Raw genomic sequence first — 4,855 nt, forward strand, 5'->3', positions numbered from 1 at the left:
ATAAATGGTACTATTTAGATCAAGATGGAAAAATGGAAACAGGTTGGGTTCAAGTAGATGGTAAATGGTACTACTTGAATAAATCTGGAGCGTTATTAACAAATACAACTACACCAGATGGTTATAAAGTTAATCGTGACGGTGTTTGGGTTAAATAAAAATATATTTTATATAACTTCCCTGTAAGTAGTAAGGGACGCCAGCAGCTTCGCAAGCGAATCTCATGGATAAAAATCGAGCCTAGGTCTCGATTTTCCCCAGTACCAGTAGCCCTTAAAGTGGCTACTGGTACTCTTACTACTGCGGTAAGTCTATGTGTTGGGCATTCTTTTATGAGGGTGCGTTATAAAATATGACTTCCCTAAATGTATCGGAGGACGCCAGTAGTCTTACGAATACGAGTCTCATGGCTTAGCTGCTGCGGTGAATCTATGAGGTTGTCCTGTTTAATGGTATGAAAATAAATATTAATTCCCTCAAAGTAGCATTTGTTTAGCTACTTTTTTGGGGGGTTGCTTGTCTACATTTCATAGACACTTTATTAGAATTTTATGCAATTATGAGTAAATAAAGTGAAAAAGATTAAAAAATTTGCTTTTATTTTAATTTATGATAGAATGATTGCGACATAAAGAGATGAGAACTTTATGCGGAAGAAGAAATATTTGGAGGAATGAGATGAAGAAAAAGAATTGGTTATATGTAACAACAGCAGCAACAGTATTAGCTTTAGCAGCTTGTAATTCTAATAAAGAAACAACAGCTACTAAAACACCACTTGGAACACAAACAAAGTTTGCGACAGAAGCAGTCAATGATGCAGAAGCTATCAAAGGTGGAACATTAAAATATGCTTTAGTAGCATCTTCAGGCTTTAAAGGTGTTTTCATTGATGAATTAGCACAAGATTCATTAGACTCAACAATTAGTTCGCAAATTGATGCAAGTATTTTTGAATTTGATGAAAATAGACAGTTAACAAATACTGGTTTGGCAAGTATTGATTTTGATGTTGAAGGGAAATCAGTCACTGTTACATTAAATTCTAAAGATTATAAATGGTCAGACGGTCAACCTGTAACCATTGATGATTATATCTTCACTTATCAATCAATTGGTCATAAAGATTACACAGGTTCTCGTTATAATAGTAAATATGAAAATGTAGAAGGAATGAAAGAATTTCATGAAGGGAAAGCAGATTCAGTATCAGGATTAGAAAAAATCGATGACTATTCTGTAAAAATCCACTTTAAGGAAATGCGTCCTTCTATGAAATTAGCAGGTGGAGCATTAAGTGCGTATATTATGCCAAAACATATTTTTTCTACAATTCCAGTTGCAGAATGGGATAAGAGTGAATACGTACGTGGAACAAAATTCGTTGGTTTAGGGGCATTCAAGTTAGAATCCATTATTCCAGGTGAATCTGTAACATTAGTTCCTAATGAACATTACTACAAAGGTCGTGCAAAATTAGATAAAGTCGTAATGGAAATTGTATCTCCTGATAATATCGTTTCAGAAATGAAAGCTGGAAAATATGATATCGCTGAGATGCCAAATGCACAATATGAATCTTATAAAGATTTAACAAACGTAAACTTAGTAAGTACATTTAAATCATCATTTGAATACGTAGCTTTCCATTTAGGAAAATTTGATAAAGCAAGTGGTAAAAACATCACTGATCCTAACGCTAAAATGAGTGATCCAGTATTACGTCAAGCAATTGCTTATGCATTAGATATGGATACAGTAGGTGAAACACTTTACCATGGCTTACAACGTGGAACAAATTCGATTATTATTCCATTCTTCAAAGATGTTTATAATGCTGAACAAGAAGGATTTAAATATAATCCAGAAAAAGCAAAACAAATGTTAGAAGAAGCTGGCTATAAAGATGTTGATGGCGATGGTATCCGTGAAAATAAAGATGGTTCTCCATTAAGTATTACATTTGCAGCACGTACTCGTGATGATGCAAATGAATCATTAATTCAACAATACTTATTATGGTGGAAAGAAATTGGATTAGACGTTCAATTATATACTGGTCGTACAATCGAATCGAACAACTTCTATGAAAAAGTTCAAACAGATGATCCAGAAATTGATATGTTTGCAGCTGGATGGGGAACAGGATTCGATCCAAATCCATCGAACTTATTCGGTGAAACTGCTAAATTTAACTTCGCTCGTTTTGTAAGCGAAAAAGGAAATAGCATTATGAATAACATTAGTTCAACAGAAGCGTTTGATGATGCTAAGAATGTTGAATTCTATAAAGAATGGCAACAATACGTTCATGATGAAGCATTTATCTTCCCAACATTAGTAGGGGACTTAGTAACTGCCGTTAATAAACGTGTGAAATATTATGATACAAGAATTGGAACAAGCAATTCAAAATCAGCATTGTATCAATTAGAAGTAGTATCAGATACTCAAGTTAAATAATAAAATTTTTATGAAGACTTTTCCCATGGATATTCCCGTGAGAAAAGTCTTTTTTAGTTAAAAATGAGATAAAATGAAAATAAATTAAAAAAAGATTAAAAAATGCTTGCAAAAAACAAATTATATGTTAATATAATAACATCTTAATTAAAAATTGAATTTTTAAAGAAGATTTTATTAAGGAGAGATGAATATGATGAAAAGAAAATGGCTTTGGTTACCAACTGCTGCAGTTGCTTTAACATTAGCAGCATGTGGTTCAAAAACGACAACAACTAAAACAACAACTGAGGGAGCAGACAAAACAAAATTTGTTTCTGAAGTAACTCATGATGGTGAACCAATTAAAGGTGGAACATTAAAATATGCGATTGTTTCAGCTTCACCTATTAATGGACTATTCATTGATGAATTAGCTTCTGATACAACAGATTCATCTGTAGCAGGTATGATTGACGAATCAATGTTTGAATATGATGATAATCGTAAATTAGTAAATACAGGTTTAGCATCTATCTCTTTTGATGTAGAAGGAAAAACAGCAACTGTTAAATTAAACTCTCAAGACTATAAATGGTCAGATGGAGAAAAATTTACAATCGATGACTATATTTTTACTTATGAAGGAATTGGTCATAAAGACTACACTGGTGTACGTTACGATGGAGATTTCAAAAATATTGAAGGGATGGATGAATACCACAAAGGTAAAGCTTCAAGCATCTCTGGTTTAGAAAAATTAGATGACTACACAGTGAAAATTCACTATAAAGAAATGACACCTTCAATGCAATTAGCAGGTGGTTCAGTAAGTAGTTATGTTATGCCAAAACATGTATTCTCTAAAATTCCTGTAGCTGAATGGGAACAAAGTGATGCAGTTCGTGGTAAATCTAACGTTGGTCTAGGGGCGTATACAATTGAAACAATGGTACCTGGTGAATCAGTAACATTTGTACCAAACACTAATTATTATAAAGGTCGTTCAAACCTTGATAAAGTTGTAATGGAAGTTGTATCTCCAGATAGCATTGTTTCAGAAATGAAAGCTGGTAAATATGATATTGCAAGTATGCCATCAGCTCAATATGATTCATTTAAAGATTTAACAAATGTAACTTTCGTAAGTTCATTACAATCACAATATGAATATATTGGATTTAAACTTGGTAAATGGGATAAAGAACAAGGTAAAAATATTGTAGATCCAAATGCTAAAATGAGTGATGTAGCTTTACGTCAAGCGATTGCTTATGCGATTGATCCAGATACAGCTGGTAAAAACTTATATAATGGATTACAACATGGAACAAACTCAATTATCATTCCATTCTTCCAAGATATTTATAACAAAGATCAAGAAGGATTTGATTATAACCCAGAAAAAGCTAAGAAATTATTAGATGATGCTGGTTATAAAGATGTAGATGGTGATGGATTACGTGAAAATAAAGATGGTTCTAAACTAAAAATCAACTTTGCTGCTCGTACTCGTGACGATGCGAATGAATCATTAATTCAACAATATCTATTATGGTGGAAAGAAGTTGGATTAGATGTTCAGTTATATACTGGACGTACATTAGAAGTAAACAACTTCTATGATAAAGTTGAAGCAGATGACCCTGAAATTGATATGTTTGCTGCTGGATGGGCAACAGGTTATGATCCAAACCCATCAGGATTATTCGGTGAAGATGCTAAATTCAATATGCAACGTTACACAAGTGCTGAAGGAAATGCTCTAATTGAGAAAATTTCTTCAAATGAAGCATTTGATGATGCTAAAAATATTCAATTCTATAAAGAATGGCAAAAATATGTACACGATCAAGCGTTTATTTTCCCAACACTTACTGGTGAAAGTGTAACTGCTGTTAACAAACGTGTGAAATACTACGATAAAAAAATCGGTTCAAACCACGATGAATCTTCTATGATTAAATTGCAATTAACTGCAAATGAACCTGTAAAATAAGCCCACGTTTTTTCTCGACTCAATGAAAAGATTGAGTCGAGTTTTTTTGTTAGGGGCGAGCAATGATACTGTTTGCTGTAGTTAAGGACGCCTGCAGCTTCGCAAAGTGAATCTCATGGCTAAACTTTGAGCCTTGGTCTCAAAGTTTCCTGCAATCAAAGCCAATTTTGGCTTTGGTTGCTAGAGCTACAGCGGATAGCATCATTGCTCTTTTGTGTTGTCAGCATTGGAGTGCGTAGAATTTTTCATAAAGTAGCTAAGGACGCCAGCAAACCTGCGGTTTCATGACTAAAATTTGAGCCAAAGGTCTCAAATTTTCCTTTTGATAAAAGCCAACGGTTGGCTTTTATCAATCTTGCGTATGACGGGCATGTCGTACATCTGAGGTGAAAGTCCTCCAAGGGCACCTGCTAC

The 4,855-nt window shown here is 33.6% G+C and carries 2 protein-coding genes and 1 pseudogene; all 3 read left to right on the forward strand.

All coding sequences use genetic code 11. The features are described 5' to 3' along the window. Positions 1 to 158 (forward strand): annotated as a pseudogene (locus RYK07_RS08735) (hypothetical protein); the annotation flags it as partial. Between the two features lie 520 nt (positions 159 to 678). Next, on the forward strand, positions 679 to 2,463 hold the full coding sequence (locus RYK07_RS08740) for an oligopeptide ABC transporter substrate-binding protein (protein ID WP_314853478.1): 1,785 nt from the start codon (positions 679 to 681) through the stop codon (positions 2,461 to 2,463). A 193-nt stretch (positions 2,464 to 2,656) separates the two neighbouring features. Further along, positions 2,657 to 4,441 (forward strand): oligopeptide ABC transporter substrate-binding protein, encoded by a 1,785-nt coding sequence (locus RYK07_RS08745; protein ID WP_314853479.1) that lies wholly within the window; start codon positions 2,657 to 2,659, stop codon positions 4,439 to 4,441. The last annotated feature ends 414 nt before the right edge of the window (positions 4,442 to 4,855 follow it).

This window comes from uncultured Granulicatella sp., assembly GCF_963528315.1.
In the GTDB taxonomy this organism is placed as follows: Bacteria; Bacillota; Bacilli; order Lactobacillales; family Aerococcaceae; genus Granulicatella.